General features: G+C 32.0%; 21 protein-coding genes and 1 pseudogene. 15 read left to right on the forward strand and 7 right to left on the reverse strand.

Annotated features, from left to right (window positions below):
* Positions 1-151: 151 nt before the first annotated feature.
* Together ACREVU_RS06470 and ACREVU_RS06475 are read left to right on the forward strand one after the other, a co-directional pair.
* Positions 152-349: a hypothetical protein gene (locus ACREVU_RS06470; RefSeq protein WP_431550801.1), complete on the forward strand. Its 198-nt coding sequence runs from the start codon at positions 152-154 to the stop codon at positions 347-349.
* A 51-nt stretch (positions 350-400) separates the two neighbouring features.
* Positions 401-592, forward strand: coding sequence for a hypothetical protein (locus tag ACREVU_RS06475; RefSeq protein WP_431550802.1), 192 nt, complete (start codon positions 401-403; stop codon positions 590-592).
* On the opposite strand, the gene ACREVU_RS06480 is transcribed toward ACREVU_RS06475, so the two are convergent.
* On the reverse strand, positions 589-885 hold the full coding sequence (locus ACREVU_RS06480) for a hypothetical protein (protein ID WP_431550803.1): 297 nt from the start codon (positions 883-885) through the stop codon (positions 589-591). The genes ACREVU_RS06475 and ACREVU_RS06480 overlap by 4 nt on opposite strands.
* A 33-nt stretch (positions 886-918) precedes the next feature.
* Positions 919-1,191, reverse strand: a complete 273-nt coding sequence (locus ACREVU_RS06485) for a hypothetical protein (protein ID WP_431550804.1) — start codon at positions 1,189-1,191, stop codon at positions 919-921.
* A gap of 490 nt (positions 1,192-1,681) precedes the next feature.
* Between ACREVU_RS06485 and mobL the strand changes: the two genes are divergently transcribed.
* From mobL to ACREVU_RS06505, 4 genes are all read left to right on the forward strand, one after another.
* Positions 1,682-1,870 (forward strand): relaxase MobL, encoded by a 189-nt coding sequence (gene mobL, locus ACREVU_RS06490; RefSeq protein WP_431550805.1) that lies wholly within the window; start codon positions 1,682-1,684, stop codon positions 1,868-1,870.
* Entirely contained in the window at positions 1,867-2,022 is a 156-nt protein-coding gene (locus ACREVU_RS06495) for a hypothetical protein (protein WP_431550806.1), read from the forward strand. Before mobL ends, ACREVU_RS06495 begins: the two co-directional genes overlap by 4 nt.
* Positions 2,023-2,289: 267 nt before the next feature.
* Positions 2,290-2,490 carry a hypothetical protein gene (locus tag ACREVU_RS06500; protein WP_431550807.1) on the forward strand — a complete coding sequence of 67 codons (201 nt, stop codon included), beginning with the start codon at positions 2,290-2,292 and terminating at the stop codon, positions 2,488-2,490.
* A gap of 11 nt (positions 2,491-2,501) precedes the next feature.
* The gene (locus tag ACREVU_RS06505; RefSeq protein ID WP_431550808.1) at positions 2,502-2,765 is read left to right on the forward strand and encodes a hypothetical protein; all 264 of its coding nucleotides are present in this window, start codon (positions 2,502-2,504) and stop codon (positions 2,763-2,765) included.
* Between the two features lie 66 nt (positions 2,766-2,831).
* Here the strand turns inward: ACREVU_RS06505 and ACREVU_RS06510 are convergent, their stop codons facing one another.
* The 5 genes from ACREVU_RS06510 to ACREVU_RS06530 form a co-directional block, all read right to left on the reverse strand.
* A complete protein-coding gene (locus ACREVU_RS06510) occupies positions 2,832-3,767 on the reverse strand; it encodes an ATP-dependent DNA ligase (RefSeq protein WP_431550809.1) in 936 nt (311 codons plus the stop codon).
* Positions 3,767-4,573, reverse strand: a complete 807-nt coding sequence (gene ku, locus ACREVU_RS06515; protein ID WP_431550810.1) for a non-homologous end joining protein Ku — start codon at positions 4,571-4,573, stop codon at positions 3,767-3,769. Before ku ends, ACREVU_RS06510 begins: the two co-directional genes overlap by 1 nt.
* 275 nt (positions 4,574-4,848) lie before the next feature.
* Entirely contained in the window at positions 4,849-5,628 is a 780-nt protein-coding gene (locus tag ACREVU_RS06520) for a type II toxin-antitoxin system HicA family toxin (protein WP_431550811.1), read from the reverse strand.
* Positions 5,629-7,325: 1,697 nt separating this feature from the next.
* Complete coding sequence (locus tag ACREVU_RS06525; protein WP_431550812.1) at positions 7,326-7,802, reverse strand: NUDIX hydrolase; 477 nt, start codon at positions 7,800-7,802, stop codon at positions 7,326-7,328.
* A gap of 122 nt (positions 7,803-7,924) precedes the next feature.
* Positions 7,925-8,452 (reverse strand): histidine phosphatase family protein, encoded by a 528-nt coding sequence (locus ACREVU_RS06530; protein ID WP_431550813.1) that lies wholly within the window; start codon positions 8,450-8,452, stop codon positions 7,925-7,927.
* Between the two features lie 689 nt (positions 8,453-9,141).
* Here ACREVU_RS06530 and ACREVU_RS06535 point away from each other — a divergent pair.
* The 9 genes and pseudogenes from ACREVU_RS06535 to ACREVU_RS06575 all read left to right on the forward strand — a co-directional run bounded on the left by ACREVU_RS06535 (position 9,142) and on the right by ACREVU_RS06575 (position 17,627).
* Positions 9,142-9,468, forward strand: coding sequence for a hypothetical protein (locus ACREVU_RS06535; RefSeq protein WP_431550814.1), 327 nt, complete (start codon positions 9,142-9,144; stop codon positions 9,466-9,468).
* Between the two features lie 75 nt (positions 9,469-9,543).
* Positions 9,544-10,191 (forward strand): TetR/AcrR family transcriptional regulator, encoded by a 648-nt coding sequence (locus ACREVU_RS06540; protein ID WP_431550815.1) that lies wholly within the window; start codon positions 9,544-9,546, stop codon positions 10,189-10,191.
* Positions 10,192-10,224: 33 nt separating this feature from the next.
* A complete protein-coding gene (locus tag ACREVU_RS06545) occupies positions 10,225-11,553 on the forward strand; it encodes an MFS transporter (protein WP_431550816.1) in 1,329 nt (442 codons plus the stop codon).
* Positions 11,554-11,599: 46 nt separating this feature from the next.
* A complete protein-coding gene (locus tag ACREVU_RS06550; RefSeq protein ID WP_431550817.1) occupies positions 11,600-13,951 on the forward strand; it encodes an ABC transporter permease in 2,352 nt (783 codons plus the stop codon).
* Between the two features lie 82 nt (positions 13,952-14,033).
* A complete protein-coding gene (locus ACREVU_RS06555) occupies positions 14,034-14,801 on the forward strand; it encodes an ABC transporter ATP-binding protein (RefSeq protein WP_431550818.1) in 768 nt (255 codons plus the stop codon).
* A 58-nt stretch (positions 14,802-14,859) separates the two neighbouring features.
* Positions 14,860-15,594, forward strand: a pseudogene (locus ACREVU_RS06560) (aminopeptidase).
* Positions 15,595-15,620: 26 nt separating this feature from the next.
* On the forward strand, positions 15,621-16,499 hold the full coding sequence (locus ACREVU_RS06565; RefSeq protein ID WP_431550819.1) for an ATP-binding protein: 879 nt from the start codon (positions 15,621-15,623) through the stop codon (positions 16,497-16,499).
* A 71-nt stretch (positions 16,500-16,570) separates the two neighbouring features.
* Entirely contained in the window at positions 16,571-17,335 is a 765-nt protein-coding gene (locus ACREVU_RS06570; protein WP_431550820.1) for an ABC transporter ATP-binding protein, read from the forward strand.
* The gene (locus ACREVU_RS06575; protein ID WP_431550821.1) at positions 17,322-17,627 is read left to right on the forward strand and encodes a hypothetical protein; all 306 of its coding nucleotides are present in this window, start codon (positions 17,322-17,324) and stop codon (positions 17,625-17,627) included. The genes ACREVU_RS06570 and ACREVU_RS06575 overlap by 14 nt, the downstream gene beginning before the upstream one ends.
* The last annotated feature ends 130 nt before the right edge of the window (positions 17,628-17,757 follow it).

A 17,757-nucleotide genomic window follows, 5' to 3' on the forward strand; every position in this document is an offset into this window, starting at 1 on the left:
TGTGAGGTTAGATACTCAATTATAACACGTGATTAGGGGGTCATTGTTTTTTGCATCTAAAAAACTCTGTAAACCTTGATATATATAAGGAAAAACAAAAATGTAGTGTGAAAAAATTTACACTACCTAATATTTAAGGGAGGATAAAAAAATGGAACAGTTAGTTACTGGAATTACAAGCTTTATAACTTGGTTACAAATACCAGCGGTAGTATGTTATGCATTAGCACTTTTATTTGGAGGATACGAAATGCTATTTATAGGTGGTCAACAAGGAAGTGCAAATGCAAAAAAAGTATTTATAAGTTCTACAATGGCTTTTATTATAATTAAAGGTGCAAATGATTAGCAACTTCATTAGGTAGTAAAATAAACTTTTAAGAATAAGGAAGTGATTTATTTGAAGTTAACATTTGAGGAAGAACAGTTTTTAAAAGGAATCAAGAACTTGCAAAAGGATGAAGTAATTAAGATAGTTGAAAATATTAATACTGACAGTGGAGCTCTTAAAGAAGTAAAAGAAGATTTATTAAGTAAATTGAACAAATCTTCTCAAGTAGAAATAGAAAAATTAATAATGGCAATAGATTAATTCTTTTTATGATCTTCAGGCATATGATCTTCTACAGTATTATATTGGCCTTCTCTACCGTGTAATTTAGGGCGTGAACATATACGGTTATTATTATAAAAGATCTCTATTACATTGCGTGTAATACGTACATCTACTTTATGTTTAATGTAAGTAAGTGAAAAAAACTTTTGATGTCTTAGTGCTGCAATAATCCAAGTAGAGATAATACCTACAGTACCTTCGGCACTAGGTTTATCTTTTGGTTTTCTAATCCGTGCTGGAATCACAGCTGTTCCGTAGTGTTCAGACATTTCATGGTAAGTTTTATTTATGACAGGTGTATATCAAGACACTCTATTTACTCCAGTTTTTAAATTATCAGGAATAAGAATTCTTGTAACTCCACCGAAAAAATTATATGTATTAATATGTGCAGTAATCCAACATTCTTGATTTTGAGATAAAAAAGTTTCCACATAGGTATATTTGCTAGATGATAAGGCGGCTACAAAAATATAAGCATTAATTACCTCACAGGTGCTTCTATCAATAATAGGAGATGTTTGACCAGCCCAATCAACTTCTAATTGTTCACCTGGCTTGCGGTCAATGTGCATGGTGGCATGTAGCATAATTACGATAATACTTACAAAATTGAGTATACATGAATGGGATTTCATTGCTCAATCTACACTTTTCACAATATTCATTCCAAAGTAAGCTAAGTGTTACACCACTTTTAGCCATCTCTTTGTGGATAAGGTCACAATCTGGAAGCTTTCGAGAAGAATAGAGGATACGTTCTGGAAAGAGGTGTTTGATTAATTCATCATCTGCCATACCTTTCGGTAACGGCCATTCAATTTCACATGCTTCCGCACGTTTTAAGTACTTGAAACTGTGTTGCGAGAACATTCGCAACTCAAAGCAATACTACGTTGGTTAATACCTTGGCTGTGCAGCCTGAGTATTTCACGATATTTGGTCATAATAATATGACCTCCCTATGAATTTATTTACACTTTAAATAGTGTATAAATTCATTATTGACAAAAAATGCATATATAGATCATCTTGCGTGAATGTGGCTCAAATTTTTGCGTTACGGTGGCTCAATTCAAACATATCGAAGGCTCTAATCGAGCATATTATTCAGTAATAAGTTTTGATAATGAATTTCTTGAGAAACATGGTATTTATGATAGTAAAAACGAAGTATTAGATAATAGAAAATTAAAAGAAGTGGTAAGAGCTTCGGCTAATGAAATGCTTAAAAAAGAAAAAAGATATTATTGAAGGGAAAAGATAAAGAGTTTGATGGTGAAATATTAAAAATTTTAAATGGAATATGCAATAAAAGTGTACCTAAATTATTAATAAAAAATATAGAGATTAGGCTTGAATCAGAAAATGAGGTAAATGAAGATGTTGAAGAATTACATATATAAAATCAAAAAAGAACTATCTTCAACTCATATAATGGTGTGTTGTAGTCAAAATGTAGGGCATCTTACACAATAAACCCAGGATCCTCGACATAAGTACAACTTTGAAGTTGTACTTAAAAAATAGGCGGACACAATAATCGTGGTAATTAAGTAATATTTATATGATAAGATACTAATTATATAATTTAAAAGTAAGCCTACCAAGGTTTATTTTTTTACTTTACAATAGAACATATGTTCTATATAATAATATTAGAGGTGGTAATTATGGACGAATATATGCTAAAGAATTCATTACTAAATCATAAAATTGTAACTATAATGTACCAAAGAGGAAAAGAGATAACACAGAGGGATATAAGAATAATGAAGTTAATGGATAAAGACGTTGAAGCATACTGCTATTTAAGGCATCATGTTAGGCACTTCAAAAAAGATAATATATTAGCCATTACTTATAAACCGTAGGGGGTTGTATCATGAAAGTTGTAGCAAGACCTATCGAAATGGTTTCTTGGACTGATACAAAGGGGAATATAAATCCCGTAAGGTTCAAAATTACTAATGAAGATGAAACTAATTCTGTTGTTAGAATAGATAGAGTTATTTGCGTAGATAAAGAAAAGCTAGCAGGTAACAATATGTTAGTGTATAAATGCCAGAGTGTAATTAGTGGAGTGGAGAGGCTATATGAGCTCAAATATGAGTTAGGTACTTGCAGGTGGATATTATTTAAGATCTAATGTACTATAACTACCTGATATATGACAGAACGGGTATAAAGATAACCCTATACGAATAGTATGGGGTTACTTTACAATACAATCCTTTGGCGATTTATCTGCCCTTAAACCTTTAAATATGGGTTGACGCAAGGAACCGTTTGCTGTTTTCATCATGTATTTTACAATACATACAAGGCTAGGTTCTATCCACACCACATTATTGTTTCCTGAGGGTAAATCATTAAAAGAGTGTGTGTTTATTTCGGGCGTGGATTTTATTAATTGAAAGTCTCCTGTCGATATTCCCAGCGTTACATGACCTTTGTACAGCAATTCTTTGTTTGAATATTGACCAAGGACAATGCTTATGATACCGACACCCTTAAGAATATATCCACATACTACAAAGTCATCGTCCTGTAGGTTTTTAATTTTAATCCAGTCCTTCGTGCGTTTGTCTAAGTAATATTTACTATCTTTTCTCTTGGCTACTATGCCTTCTAATTCGTTTTGCTTTGCAAGTTCATAAAATTCAATTCCTCGTTCTTCTATATATCTGGAGATAGCAATGCGTTCGTTCTCTTTAATATTTTTTTCAAGCAACTTTCTACGCTGCACCCACGGTAAATCTTTAACTTCGCGATCATCATAGTATAAAATGTAAAATGCTGTAAAGCTAGCTGGCAATTTAGATGATGAAAGTTGAATTTTAAAAGAGTTGGACAATACAGATCGCCTCTGAATTCCAGAAAAGTCTGGCTTGCCATCTTTGATAACAATTAACTCACCATCTAAAATGCAACGATGTTTTATTTGTTTGTTTATATTTAAGAGTTCTGGAAATTTTGCAAGCATTTTAACATCTCTCTTATTTCGTAAATCTGTGGAGTTCTTATCCAGATAAGCTATGCACCTATGACCATCGAGCTTTAATTCGTAGATATAATCGTGGCTATCAAACACTTCATTCATTTCACCTATTAACATAGGTTTAATATTTTTATTTTCAAATAAATCCATTATGCACCTTTTGGAGTTCTTTTGCGTTTAGGCTTTGCAGTATCTTTAGTTTTATTTTGCTCAATGCTCGCCTTTAATGCATCCATAAGATTAATGATATTACTTGTAGCTTCAGACTTAGAGGCGACTATGTCCTTACCAGCTATTTTTGTTTCAAGCAAGTCTCGTAATTTTACCTGATATTCATCCTTATATTTAGCAGGCTCAAAAGGAGTGATCATTGAATTAATTAATGCCTTTGCCATCGTAAGTTCAGCATCTATTATTTCAGGTTTATTATAAGATTTCGCAAGGTCTTTAATTTCAGCTTCATAGTACATAGTAGAGATCAATATTCCGTCATCTCTTGGAATTATAGCAAGTAACGTTTCTTTTGTTCCCATTACTGTCTTGCCTATTGCAATCTTTTGCTCGGACATAAGCGCTGCACGTAAAAGTTCAAAAGCTTTATCTCCACCAGCTAGAGGAGTAGCTTGATATGTTTTATCATAATAAATTGGGGATATTTGATTTAGTTGTGCAAAGTGCATTATTTGTATGGATTTTTCTTTTTCAGTTTTAATTTTTTCTAGGTCATCATCTGTTACAACAACATAATGGTCTTTGTCGTATTCATATCCTTTGATAAGGTCCTTTGTTATAATTTCTTTGCCACAGTGAGCACAAGTTTTTTTATATTTTATTCTAGAATTATCTTCTTTGTGTAGTTGGTTAAAATGTATGTCATTGTCTTGGGTAGCAGTATACATTGATATTGGAATAGCAACAAGTCCGAAGGAAATAACTGTTTTATAGGCTATAGCCATTTATAACACCTCCTATTTATATCTAGTATAACCAGAACGTAATATTTTTATAAATTTAAGATTATATCTTATACATAAAAATAACAATGCAGCACTTAGGGGGACCACAGTGCAGCATTGTTTTCTTTAGTTATTATAAAAAAAGGATCGGTATTAAAAGTATAGACAAATTTGAAAAATGTATTCACTGTATTCAACCAAAATGTAGCAGTTAAATCTATTGATTATAAAGCATATAAAATTTAGCCGTTTTGGTTCCGTTGTTACATATACCCCTATTTTTTTTGAAGTATTTGTTTTTGAATTTTATTACTTAAGCCCTTCCCTAAAGAATGTTGGGGAACTGTGATAGATTCACCTTCAAAATTACAATATATCTTATGTGAACCCTTTTGCCTTACTGTTTTAAAGCCACTAGTTTTTATAATCCTATCAATTTCTTTATAATCAAGTATTTTTTTATTACGTGTCTTGATGGCGACGTCTAAAGGCTCTTTTATGATAAAACTATCATATAAAGCAACTTTTTCAGCTACTATTACTCTTATTGGTGAAATTAAATTTTCAGCTTCTTCTTCATATGTAGAGGTCGTTCCATCAATAGCATCATTTATAATATATTTTATTCTATCAAATAATAGTTTAATTTTAAAATTAAGAATATTTGTAGTTTTACTTAAACCTAATTCTTTTGACACATCGATAATAGAAAGTAAGTAAACCATTTTGTCTTTTGTTAAATCGGCTGCAATTGTCGCAACTTCGCCATTAAAACCTCCGGATATATTGAAATATTTATCTTGTTCTACTATTTTGGCATTCAAAGTAATTAGTTTTGTATCGTAGTCTATCATGTTAATGTTAAAGCTTTCAAATGTGGTCATTTTAGATATTGTTGTTTTTAAGGTATCACATAGCTCTTTGATCAAATTATAGTGTTCTTGACCTTTCTTATCTGCAAATTCCGCTACTATATCGTACACATTTCCAATTAAAAGTTCATCAATTTCAATTTGTGTAGTTTTAAAATCCTTTACCAATTTATTTCCAAACACTTCAGTTTTTATAATATCACCCTCTTATGCAAATATATCTCTAATTATAACAGAAAAGGGGTAAAATGTTTCCTATATATAATAAAAATAAGTATAAAACTATTTGTACATAAGTCATATATAATGCCAAATTAAAGTTTTGCGTGTAACGGTGATACCTTCGTTTACTTAAGAATTACGATGTCTATTTATGTAAATAATAACGTTTGTTTTTGACTACACTTTAAATTTTAAGTGATGATTGATTAGAGTTTATAGCTATAAGAGGTATAGGATGCTTTTCAGAATAGTATTCTATAATTAGAAAAGATGAAAAATATATGAAAATCTATTCATTAGAATGATTATATTGATGCTATACAAAGGTTACTTTAATTAGTAGGAACTATTCTGGTATTAGGCTAATAAAGCATGTAAAGAATTAATTTGATTTGACTTATAGATAGATTTGAATTATATTATTTATATGAAAATACCAATGCGAGAGTTAGCATGAACCTTAGCCATTCCATAAATCCTAGGATATCATTCTGGCGAAAATCAATAGTTTCTATATCTTTTAACTTTTTTTCTTTAGATTCCTGTATGTATGTTAGATAAAGGTTAATGGCATACCGATAAGAATCTACTGTATTAATACTTTTTTGCCGTATTTTAGGTAGATATACAGTAAGGAATTCCTTTATTAATCGAAAAAGTTCAGGATCTTTAATCTTCATTCGCTGGCACCTTCCCATAAATGCCATCAAACTGATGCCAGTCAATCCCAGCCGATTTTAAAAGTCTGTCGGGAATAAGGTGTATATAATAAAAAGTGCTATCTAGTTCAGAATGCCCCATATATGTACTGAGATATGGCATAAGAGCCATGACATCCTTGCCTTCCCTCATTTTGAAAATTTAATATATCATGTAATGTTTTTTTGAAAAAATTCACGGATTTCTTATTAAATCTTTTACTTAATGCTTGAGGAGATATTGATATTTTCTCATTAGCTTCTAATTTGGCACACAAATCAGATAAGGAAGAGGAGCATAGGTCTTCACCTAGAAAGGTGCATAGGTTTAGAAAAGATTTAGCAGAAATTTTACCTTTCCTAATATTAACCTATGTTTTTTAGCTAACTTTTCAATCCTATTAAGGTTGTACACCTTTTCTAAATTGAAAATCATTTGTTTTATTTTTTTTCTGTTCATCGTAAATAACATCCTTTCAGTCTGTTTTATATATAATTGAATAAAAGTTATATATACACTAATTATATATTATTTAGCAATAATTCAAAAAACAAAAGGTGCATTTTATACCATAATTAAGTTAAAATACACTCTTTAATGAAAATAAATATTCTGTTTTTTTATGTTCTATTTATATACAGGTATATAGTTAAAAACTTATACTATTTACATTTAATGGGCCTGTTAGGTTGATGGCCATGCTATGGGGTCAGGTCCAAAGTAAAAAAATGTAAATTTAATAAGCATTTCGAGAAATTTTTATTGTTACTTTTAAAGCAGGAAAATATTCTTTCAGAAGATATCAAAAGGTAATTTGGTCTTCCCTTTTTTTAATATAGCAAGATTTACATTTTTTAGGCGGAGAGCTTGGTCCCATTGTAAAAACTGGAACGTAGTGACTAGTTTTTACTTGCTAACTCTTGTTGATGGCAATATATGAAGAATGTGAATTAGGATAATTAATATTCTGTATGTATTATGTGATTTGGGCTATTAGGTAAGCATAATAGTTTTTCTTTTAAAAAACTTGGTTTTACATTTAAATTATTCAGTTCATCAAAATCAAACCATTTGTATATAAGCATTTCACCTTCTAATCCATTAAAAGAAGTTTCTTGATTTATTATCCATGAATCCTTTTGAAGGTTAATAAAATAAATTGTTGAAATTTCATGATAATTTTTATCTTCAAATTTAAAAAAATTCTCTACTATCCAAAGTAACCTATTAATTTCAATGTTCTCTCCTAATTCTTCTTTAAATTCTCGGTTTATAGCGCATTCTGATGACTCTAGCATTTGTACTCTACCACCAACAAGTGCCCAGAAATCATCATTTTTCCTCCTATGTAATAATATTCTTTTACCATCAGTAATAACTCCACAAGTCCTATAATTAAAAACAGTTTTATCATTGTTATAAAAAGTAATATCCATATGTTATTCCTCCTAAAAATTATTTAATTCGCAGTAAAATACTAGAGCTATTCATCAAATTACAAATAATAAAATTGAAATATATTATTTGTAATAGTTGCACAATAATTTATATTGCTTGATTATCTGTAATATTCAATGATTTCGCCATTAAAGATATTTTTTTGGCTTTTTATTGTGTTTATTACCATTTCATGACATACTACAATTACTTTGTTGTAATTCAAATACTTTTCTAATACAATATCCATTCTTTTTTTCATATTTTCATGAGTCTCCCATACCTTCATCTCACCTTTGGGATAAATTCCATTATGTAAATCAAAGTCTCTATTTAAAGAAAAACAATCTTCGGAAGTTTTATGTTGGAAGTTTATTATATCAGGGATCCATTCATGTAAATCAAGTTCAACTTCTATATTTATTCCTAACTCTTTAGATAAAATAGCTGAACTCTGAAGTGCTCTAGTATATGGTGAGGAAATAATAATATTACTCTCCATAAGTCTCATGTCTTTTGCCGTTTCTTTTATTTGCTTAATGCCCTTTTGGGTTAAGGGTGCTAAATCTCTCCCTTGCCCAATAAATTTCCTTTCGTCTATTGGTTTATAAGTTGCTTCTCCATGTCTTATCAAATAAAATGTCGTCACTAATTCTCCCCCTTAAATTTGCACTATAACGCTCATTAATATAGTATTTACTTTCAAATTAATACTTGATAAGCTTTTGCATTTCCCAATAATGTAATCTCGCTGCCATCAACAATTATTGCGATTTGAAGTTCTGTAGTATAGGCCATTTTCCCCTTTTCGCGTATATATTTTTCAATGTTTTTATTCTGTTCGTCGATATTTTTATAATGAATTACATTACGTAATCCTTTAAATCAATAATAACATATTTTTATAGCGTGTCAACATTATTTGCCTTTTTATATGTTTTTTTACATATTACAATCAATCTAAAGCACATGTAGTTAACAAAACGCGTTACGTTGTGGATGAAAAAAAACAAAGATTATTACAGACTATACTATAGCATTGGGTGTTATAAAATGTTTATTGTTGCACCAAGATTTTATACTTACTTACCTGGATGAGGCAGCCTCATTATTATATGGGGCTTTATCCTTATACTTACAGTGCAGGACTTACCTGCCTAAATAGGTATTCTTGTTTTTTATTTCCAATCATTTGATGATTTACTAGTAGTGTTTGATATATTTAAGCTGGCGCTAAAGATATGAAAATGGTTATACCTAAAAAAGCATGGGTTGGTAAAGGATTTGGAGTTTTAACTGTAGCATTAACTAGAATTACAGGAGCAGTTACAGACAACAATGGTATATATTGATATTACCATAGAGCAGGAATTAAAAGCCCTTGTAACACTTGAAGATGAGAACGACAAAAAGGTATCAAAGAAATGGAAAAATATAAAAGCTAGACTGGCAGAATTCTGTGGTGTCATATTTAAAAAAGGTTTGGATTTATTTCGCCATCGCTTTGCTGATGAGTTAATACGTTTTATTCCAATGATATCTAAATCAAAACCATGTTCTTTAAATATTAATCTTGTAAACTTACCTTTTTCATTTTTCAATATAAAAATACCCCATAGAGTAGGCTTTTTTAAGTTTTTGAAGAAATTTAGTACACCCTCTTGACAACCTAAAACAAATATGACATTATATTACTAGACAGACAGACAGTCAGTCAGTACACTATAAGGAGAAATAAAAATGAGGATAGTAAAAGAAGCTGAAGAACGCAGAAACGAAATACTTGACGCAGCCGATAATCTTTTCGGTCAGAAGGGCTTCGACGGCACAAGTACAAACAATATTCTCGAAAAAGTCGGAATTGCGCGGGGAACGCTGTATTATCACTTCAAGTCTAAGGAGAATATTTTGGATGCGCTGATTGAGCGGTATAACGTTCGTGTTTTAGGCGCGGCGCATGATATTGCTGCAGACAAGAGTATACCTGTAAATGAGCGCATTATCCGCGTTGTAATGGCACTGAACATAAGTGCTGGAAACGGCAAGGAAATTAAAGATCAAATTCACAAACCACAGAACGCGCTTATGCATGTGAAAATACAAAAGGTCATAATCAAAGGAGTTACGCCGATACTGACGGGAATAATACGCGAGGGAATTGAGCAGGGACTGTTCAGCACACCGTACCCCTATGAATGTATGGAAATGATTATGGTATATACGAATACTGTTTTTGATGATGATATGGTTAAAATGACCAGGGGGGAGAATGCTTCACGCATGCAGGCGTTTGTTTTCAACGCAGAAAGGCTACTTGGTGCCGAAAGCGGAAGTTTTATGAACGTTATGCAGATGTTTGACAGCGGAAATAAAGGCAGCAATGAATAATTCTTGAAAATCCTAGGGGGGGAGAATCTAATAATGAATGAAATAAAAAAAGAAGAGGGATTCAAAAAATTCCTAATTATCTGGCTGGGAGAACTGATATCTAATATCGGTTCTGGAATGACAGCATTTGGTCTTGGAGTGTATGTTTGGCAGCTAACACATTCAGCAGTAGATGTCGCAATGGTGGAAATGGCAGCACTTCTGCCACAGATTTTATTATGTCCGGCTGCGGGGGTTCTTGCAGACCGATTTGATAGAAGACTACTCATGTTACTGGGAGATATTGTATCATCATTTGGTCTTATTGTTATGCTGGTGCTTATGAACAAAGGACATATTCAGGTATGGCAAATTTGTCTTTGTGTTGGATTTAGTTCCGCATTTGTAGCGTTGTTAGATCCAGCATATAAAGCAACAATTACAGATTTACTGACAGAGGATGACTATGCAAAAGCAAGTGGAATGATGTCGATTGCATCCTCTTCCAAGTTTTTGATTTCACCTATTATTGGTGGTTTGATTTTGGCAGTTTCCGGCATAAAAATGATACTTACCATTGATATTCTGACTTTTGTTGTAACTGTTTTAGCAATCTTTTCCGTAAGTAGATCGCTTGCGGTAAAGTCTCGAGTTAAGAAAAAAATGAACTTTTTCAAGGACTTAAAAGAAGGATGGCAAATTATTTGTAAGGCCAAAGGAGTCATGCTGTTAGTTATACTTGTTTCCGTTTTAATGTTTTATATGGGATTTATTCAGGTACTGTCAAAACCGATGATCTTATCCTTTGCTAGTGAGAAAACAACAGGGATTCTGCAGACAATAGTTGCCTGCGGTATGATGGTGTCTAGTATAATGATTGGAAATGGAATATTAAAGAGAAATTATGTAAATGTAATGGTGGCAAGCTTTATTATGTCTGGTATCGCTATGATAGGATTTGGTGCAACGACAAGCATTCCTGTTATTATTATTTCTGGATTTTTATTCTTTGCGAGCCTACCATATGCAACTACATGTATTGATGTTCTCATAAGAAAATCAATAGATAATGATAAACAAGGTAGAGTATGGGGACTTATTTCTTTGATTTCACAGCTGGGATTTGTAATTGCTTATGCTTTGGCAGGTGTTCTTTCAGATTATGTATTTAATCCGGCACTGATTGACGGCGGTGTACTGGCGAATACTGTTGGAAAGATTATAGGAACTGGTGAAACAAGAGGAATTGGATTCTTAATAATTCTTGCCGGACTAGGTCTCGTAATTACTGCACTAATTGTATCTAAATCAAAGAGTATTCGTGAAATGGATTCGCAGAAGGGAGCAAAAGTTAGTTTAGAGACAGAACAATTATTTGAATGATGAGAGCTTTCGAAGTAAAGGCATGAAGTAGGAAGGAGAAAAGATAATGTTTTTTAAAATTGTAAAGAATGATTTCAAAAGGAAGAAAGTCATAACTGTAGCAGTGTCTGTATTTATAACCATGGCAGTTATCTTGGGAGCTAGTGCAACAAATATCATTGCAAATCTGATTCAGTCGATGTCACAGCTACAGGAACGTGCAGTTCCAGCTGACATTGCTCAGATGCATTCCGGAAAATATGTACAGGCAGAAATTGATAATTTCACAGAGCAGCAAAGTGCCAATATAGCGATGCAAGAAACGATGTTTCTTCAGAATTTTGATGGAATGAATATCCATTTTGGCGAAGATGAAACCATGGCTGGAACGGTACAGGATATTTCATTTGTTGTGCAGAATAATAAATTTGATTTTATATTGGATCTGGACAATGAAAAGCTAGACGTGAAGGATGGTAAAGTTGCGGTTCCCATCTATTTCATGGAAGAGTATAAATTAAAAATAGGTGATACCATTACGGTGAAAAGTGAAGGGTATCAAAAAGTGTTTGTCATTTCAGATTATGCAAGAGATTTTGAGATGAACTCTCCCCTTACTTCTTCTAAACGGATTGTTATTAGTCAGTTGGACTATGATGAAATGCTTGAAAAGCAAGCAGGGGAATTGGAATATCTTATCGAATTTAAAATAAATGAAAATGGGGATTCACAGGCTGTACAGACTGCATACATAGAAGCAGGTCTTCCGAAAAACGGTCCTACGGTCACAGGAAAGCTATTTATGATTTTTAATGCCATGTCAGATGCGATAGTAGCCATGGTAATTATACTTATCAGTATTCTGCTGATTATTATAGCGGCATTAAGTATCAGACTTACGTTTCTGGCAACGATTGATGAAGATTTAAGAGAAATCGGTGTTATGAAAGCAATGGGAATATCCAAAAAGAATATAAATAAGGTGTATCTTAACAAATACAGATTTATGTCAGTGATAGCCGGTATATTAGGCTATGCGCTTTCCTTTGTAGTGGTAAATCTGTTTAACTCTAATATGAGACTTTATATATCTTCAGATTTATCAGGAAATCTAAAATATGTGTTATCTCTTATAGCTCCATTATTTGTATACCTCATGATTATGATGTATTGCAAGAAAGTACTGAAAAAAATTGATAAGATTTCTGCGGTGGAGGCTTTGCGAACCGATATCATGGAGCATGGGAGAAATCGGAAATATAGTTTTTCACTGCTTAAGAACAAGTTTTTAAGCACCAATATTTACATGGGAACTCGGGATGTATGGAAGCATTTTAAATTATACAGGTTACTGATTATTATTTTTGTAGTATGTACGTTTATTATAATTGTTCCATTAAACATATATAACACCATGAATTCATCAGAATTTTCCACATACATGGGAATGGGAAAATCCGACATGAGAATCGATCTTCGAAAGACAGATACGATTACAGCAGATTTTAAAAGGCTGCAAGAAGAGCTGAAGAATGATTCAGATATTGAAAAGTATGCGGCCTACATCACATGTGCATACCAGATTAAAAATACAGAAGGTTCATGGGACTATATTTATATTGAAACCGGGAAATTCGACTTATTTCCATTAAGTTATCTAAATGGAAGAGCACCAAAGGGTGAAGGGGAAATCTCACTTTCCTATGCAAATGCTTCAGGAGATTTAAATAAGAAAGTTGGAGATGAAGTAATAGTAATGGCTTCCGGGATAGAAAAGACTTTGAAAGTATGTGGTATTTATCAAGATATTACAAATGGTGGTAAAACCGCAAAGGCGGATACCAGCCTTGGTTTGAATGAAGACGCCGTTCTTTGGTATATTGCGAGCATGGATGTGGCGACCGGTGTTGATATACGTCGCAAAATGGATCACTATCAGAATACATATGATTCTGCGCAGGTAAATGATATCAAAGATTATACTAAGCAGACTCTTGGAAATATGATTGATCAGATGAGTACCATTGTTATAGGCGCAATCGCAATTTCACTAATAATTGTTGTACTTATAACTGCATTATTCCTTAAGATGTTATTGTCAAAGGATATGTCCCAGATTGCAATCATGCGAAGTGTGGGATTAACTTCTAAAAATATTAAACATCAGTATATGGCAGGAACTTTTATGGTACTGATACTCGGAATCATACTTGGGGTGCTGGCTTCTAATTATTTAGGGGAGTTTCTTGTAAGTATGGCAATGTCCTCTTTAGGAGCTGCAAAAATTCAATTTGTTGTTATTGCATGGCAGACATTTCTGCTATGTCCGTTAGCGCTAATTACAGTAGTTGGATTTACTATATCTGTGTGTTGCACAGTAACTGTAAAAGATGATATATCTGTAGTTTTAAGAAGTTAGAACTACTGAAAAAGGGACGGTCAGCGGGGCGTATCTGAGGATATAGACTTTTATTTAAATATTGGGAATTGGAGGAGTATATATGAGCAATATATTAGAGGCAATAAATATTAACAAAAAAGTAGAATTAGGAAAAAATAATGAGCTTCATATTTTAAAGGATGTAAATCTTACGATAGAAAAAGGTGAATTCGTATCGGTTATGGGGCCATCAGGAAGCGGAAAATCAACACTGCTATATAATGTAAGCAGTATGGATAGAATTACTTCTGGTAGTGTAAAATTTAAAGGCACTGAAATGGTTGGACTAAAGGAAGAAGAACTGGCGAAGATTAGGCTTGATAATATGGGATTTATCTTTCAGGATATTAATCTTTTAAAGAATCTGTCGTTGATTGACAATGTTATGTTTCCGGCCTTTGTATCAAAAGATGCGGATAAAAATGCTGTATATCAAAAAGCAAAAAAGCTACTTAAAATGACAGGAATTGAAAAGCTTGCAGATAATAATATCACACAAGCATCTGGTGGACAGCTACAGAGAGCCGGTATCTGTAGATCACTTATAAATGATCCAGATATCATATTTGGAGACGAACCAACCGGAGCATTAGATTCCAAATCGGCAACAGAAATTATGTCAATTCTTGCAGAGATAAATAAAAAAGGTACAACCATAATGCTAGTTACTCACGATGTAAAGGTGGCAGCAAAATCGGAAAGAATATTGTATATGGTAGATGGAAATATTGTTGCACAGAAGAAAATGCGTAAATACGATGCGCAGCATGACAATATTAAGGAAAGAGAAGAAAGCATTATGAAGTGGTTAGTGGAAAATGGATTCTAATTTTTCATTGGAATTAAAATATCGTTTAACTAATAATTATTATAAAAGGAGTCTTGATATGGACAACAACTTACTAGAAAAATATGCTCGTCTTATTGTAAAGTCCGGAGTAAATATTCAAAAAAATCAAACACTTGTAATAACTTCACCTATAGAATGTGCGTCATTTACAAGAAGTATCACAAAAATTGCATATGAAGAAGGGGCTAAGGATGTAGTCGTTGAATGGTCGGATCAATTGCTTTCTAAAATCAAGTTTTTATATGCACCAGAAGAGGCATTTGAAAAATTTCCAGAATGGCGGAAAAAATTTTATTTATCCTATGCACGAGAAGGTGCGGCCTTTTTAGCTATTGATACTACAGACCCAGAACTTATGAAGGATATTAATCCTGAACGAATATCAAAAGCAAGTAAAGTAATAGGTTCTGCGCTGAGTGAATTTACAAGTAGAAAAATGTCTGGTAAAAACTCTTGGTGTATTGCATCATTTCCTACAAAGGTTTGAGCTAAAAAAGTGTTTCCAAACATTTCAGAAGATGAAGCTATAGAAAAACTCTGGCAGGCTGTATTTAAAGTTACGAATATAGATGAAGAAAGTGACCCTGTCGTTTCTTGGAATAAACACATAAAGAGTTTAAAAATAAATTCAGACTTTTTAAATTCCAATGAGTTTAAATATATGCACTATAAAAATTCATTGGGTACAGATTTGAAAATAGAGCTTCCTGAAAATCATATATGGATTTCAGGTTCTGCAAATACTCCAGAAGGTATAAAATTTAGTGTATAAATAAGAGTTTTAAAGACATTATGTACATGGACATACTTATTTTATTAACTGTGTTTATAGCTTTTACATATGGATTTATAAAAGAAAAAAATAAATACAGTAATATTTTAAAGTGCAATGAGGAATTAGATAATAAAATAAATGATTTTCATTTGAATGTATTTTCAAATATTTTAAAAAAACAGAGTATAAAACATCTAAAAGAGGAAGAAATTCTAAAAAACAGTATAAATGATTTTGAGGAATATATTACAAAATGGGTACATGATATTAAAATTAATATTGGTGTTACTTACCTATTGTTAGAAGACTTGGAAGAGGATGAGTCGCAAAAGATAATATTTAAAATCAAACAAATGGAGTTTAGTGTAAATCAAGTGCTATATGTTACAAGGGCAAATAATTATAATTTAGATGTAAAAAGTGAACAAGTAGCAGTAGGGGATGAAATTAGAAAGGCAATAAAAGAAAATGCAGGATTTTTCATGAACAAAAACATTGAAATAATATTAGAGGTGGAAGGGTTTAGCATAGTAAGTGATAGAAAATGGATTCACTATATTCTTTCTCAAATAATTAATAATAGTAGTAAATACACTAATAAAAATGGACAGCTACATATTTCCAATAAAGAGGATAGCAAGGCTTATTATTTAAATATTAAAGATAATGGAATTGGTATTCCCAAAGAAGATATAAAAAGAGTATTTAATAAAGGATTCACTGGAAAAAATGGAAGGACAAGAACTAAATCAACTGGTATTGGTTTATATTATGCAAAAAAGATGTGTAATAATTTAAATATAGATTTGAAGGTAGAAAGTGAAGAAGGGGAGTACACTGAATTTATTCTAAGTTTTTACAAGTTAGCAGATTACTATAATGTTACACCAATGTCACATTAAAACCTAATTTGTAACCTTGATAGGTGGAGGAGTAATCAGGTATAAATTATACTATAGAAGAAGGTGATAATATGAATAAAATTGTAGCGGTATCAAAATTAGTTAAAGAATATGGAAGCTTAACTAATAAGCATAAAGTATTAAGGGAGGTAGATTTAGAATTTAATGAAGGTGAATTTATTAGCATAATGGGACCTTCAGGTTCAGGGAAAACTACCTTGCTAAATGTCATGTCGACAATAGACAAAGCAACTTCAGGAGAGATTTTAATTGATGGTAAGGATGTGAACAGTCTAAAAGAAAATGAATTAGCTAGGTTTAGGAGAGACGTAATAGGTTTTGTTTTTCAAGATTTTAATTTGTTAGACAATATGACAATAAGAGATAATATTGCATTGCCTTTAACACTAAACAATGAAAAGGTAGAGATAATATTAGAAAAGATTAATAAACTAACAAAGCTCTTAGGTATAGAAAAACATCTAGATAAATATCCTTATCAATTATCAGGGGGCCAAAAGCAAAGAGCAGCAATTTGTAGAGCATTAATTACAGCTCCAAAGGTGATTTTTGCTGATGAACCAACGGGTGCTTTAGATTCTAAATCAGCTATAGAACTTCTTGAATGCTTTGTAAATATAAATAAAAGTTGTAATACTACAATTATAATGGTAACTCATGATGCTAGGGCTTCAAGCTATTCAGATAGAGTGATGTTTTTGAAGGATGGGAGTATAAGTGGTGAGTTAGATAGCAATGGAGATAAAAGTGAGATGTTTAAAAAAATTCTTAATATGATAGCGATGATGGGAGGAGATAGTGATGAACTCATTTAAACTGTCATTGAAGCTTTTTAAGGATAATATAAAGGTATATGAACTTTATTTGCTTATTACAATTGTATCTGTTGCAACACTATATAACTTTTTAGCCATAGAAAACAATGATGCATTTACTGCAATTAGTGAAAGATTTCAGGCAGCGAGTGTAGCAAGTCTTTCATGTGGATTTATTTTAGTATGTACAGTAATATATTTTATATTTAATGCAGATAAGTTTTTTTTATTAAACAGGCAAAAGGAGACTGCCTTGTATATGTTAATGGGAATAACCCAATCAAAAATTTGACAAGTATTGTGCGCCCGGCATGGGCGCAATCTAATGGGTGAAAGTCCCTAGCACGGGTTAATAGTGCCAAGTGCATAGCTTAAGACAAGGGTGTCCATCGCGAGACGGAATCTGAAGGAAGTCGGCGGCC

It is taken from the genome of Clostridium sp., from assembly GCF_050717535.1.
GTDB lineage: Bacteria > Bacillota > Clostridia > Clostridiales > Clostridiaceae > Clostridium_AD.

What these genes read in the sequence shown, in the direction of transcription:
- ACREVU_RS06470 (WP_431550801.1), top strand. Translation starts at nt 152, where the DNA reads ATGGAACAGTTAGTTACTGGAATTACAAGCTTTATAACTTGGTTACAA.
- ACREVU_RS06480 (WP_431550803.1), bottom strand. Translation starts at nt 885, where the DNA reads ATGTCTGAACACTACGGAACAGCTGTGATTCCAGCACGGATTAGAAAA.
- ACREVU_RS06485 (WP_431550804.1), bottom strand. Translation starts at nt 1,191, where the DNA reads ATGCACATTGACCGCAAGCCAGGTGAACAATTAGAAGTTGATTGGGCT.
- ACREVU_RS06500 (WP_431550807.1), top strand. Translation starts at nt 2,290, where the DNA reads ATGGACGAATATATGCTAAAGAATTCATTACTAAATCATAAAATTGTA.
- ACREVU_RS06505 (WP_431550808.1), top strand. Translation starts at nt 2,502, where the DNA reads ATGAAAGTTGTAGCAAGACCTATCGAAATGGTTTCTTGGACTGATACA.
- ACREVU_RS06510 (WP_431550809.1), bottom strand. Translation starts at nt 3,767, where the DNA reads ATGGATTTATTTGAAAATAAAAATATTAAACCTATGTTAATAGGTGAA.
- ku (WP_431550810.1), bottom strand. Translation starts at nt 4,573, where the DNA reads ATGGCTATAGCCTATAAAACAGTTATTTCCTTCGGACTTGTTGCTATT.
- ACREVU_RS06525 (WP_431550812.1), bottom strand. Translation starts at nt 7,802, where the DNA reads ATGGATATTACTTTTTATAACAATGATAAAACTGTTTTTAATTATAGG.
- ACREVU_RS06535 (WP_431550814.1), top strand. Translation starts at nt 9,142, where the DNA reads ATGGTATATATTGATATTACCATAGAGCAGGAATTAAAAGCCCTTGTA.
- ACREVU_RS06540 (WP_431550815.1), top strand. Translation starts at nt 9,544, where the DNA reads ATGAGGATAGTAAAAGAAGCTGAAGAACGCAGAAACGAAATACTTGAC.
- ACREVU_RS06545 (WP_431550816.1), top strand. Translation starts at nt 10,225, where the DNA reads ATGAATGAAATAAAAAAAGAAGAGGGATTCAAAAAATTCCTAATTATC.
- ACREVU_RS06550 (WP_431550817.1), top strand. Translation starts at nt 11,600, where the DNA reads ATGTTTTTTAAAATTGTAAAGAATGATTTCAAAAGGAAGAAAGTCATA.
- ACREVU_RS06555 (WP_431550818.1), top strand. Translation starts at nt 14,034, where the DNA reads ATGAGCAATATATTAGAGGCAATAAATATTAACAAAAAAGTAGAATTA.
- ACREVU_RS06565 (WP_431550819.1), top strand. Translation starts at nt 15,621, where the DNA reads ATGGACATACTTATTTTATTAACTGTGTTTATAGCTTTTACATATGGA.
- ACREVU_RS06570 (WP_431550820.1), top strand. Translation starts at nt 16,571, where the DNA reads ATGAATAAAATTGTAGCGGTATCAAAATTAGTTAAAGAATATGGAAGC.
- ACREVU_RS06575 (WP_431550821.1), top strand. Translation starts at nt 17,322, where the DNA reads ATGAACTCATTTAAACTGTCATTGAAGCTTTTTAAGGATAATATAAAG.